The organism is Bartonella sp. AA1HLJMS (assembly GCF_042197445.1).
Classification (GTDB): domain Bacteria; phylum Pseudomonadota; class Alphaproteobacteria; order Rhizobiales; family Rhizobiaceae; genus Bartonella.
In genome coordinates this window covers 1-782 of record NZ_JBHIRW010000264.1, presented here as the reverse complement: position 1 = coordinate 782, position 782 = coordinate 1, and the positions used below count along the sequence as shown (strand labels likewise).

General features: G+C 46.9%; 1 pseudogene. It reads left to right on the top strand.

Features of this window, described 5'->3' with window-relative positions:
- Nucleotides 1-782: pseudogene (locus ACFIQE_RS11080) on the top strand (hypothetical protein); the annotation flags it as partial.

Sequence of the window (782 nt, the reverse complement as noted above, 5' to 3'; positions counted from 1 at the left end):
GAAGCGCGTATAAACGCAAAGATTGATGCGCAGTTTGCTGACTTTAGAGACCACACCATTGATGTCGCACGGGCTGCTGGGGGCGTTGCCGCTGCCCTTGCCGGTGGCAATGTTGATGCCGGTGCCGATGCCGCAGGTAATGCCGCTGCAAATAACTACCTCAGCAGTGCGCAACAAGCTCAGATGGAGAAAGAATTAAAGGAGTGTCCTGATGATCAGTGTCGAAGAGATGTTAACGAAAAATGGTTCGAGATTAGTGAAGAGCAAGATAGAATTTTTGAGATAGGTTTTGCGAAGGGTACGATTTTTGGTGTCGCCAAAGCAATAGGAAGCGAAATATCTGAGACAGCTCATGACGTTAAAGAATTAGGTCTGGCAATAGGAAACAGTTCAGTTGATGAGATCTCTCAAAATATTCTTCAAGGCATTGGAACAGCAACATCTTGGGCCACGAGTGGGCATATGTTGGATGATGTCTGGGAAGGAGCTGGTCAATTCTGGGGAGGAGTTAAGGATTCCTTTTGGGGGCATATAGATCACATACATGAAACAATGGAGAAAGGAGGGGATGGCGCATTCAGTGCTGGTGCTGAATCTGGCGAAATGCTAGGTAAACCATTAGGAGATGTGGCTTATATAGTGGGTTCTACAGTGCTTACTGACGGTGCTGTTTCAGCAGCCAAGGGAGGCGTAAAGCTTGCGGGCAAGCTTGTAGAAAAAGATCTCATCAAATTTGCTGCTAAAGCTGAAGAAGCGGCTATAACGGGAGCAACTAGTTCTGA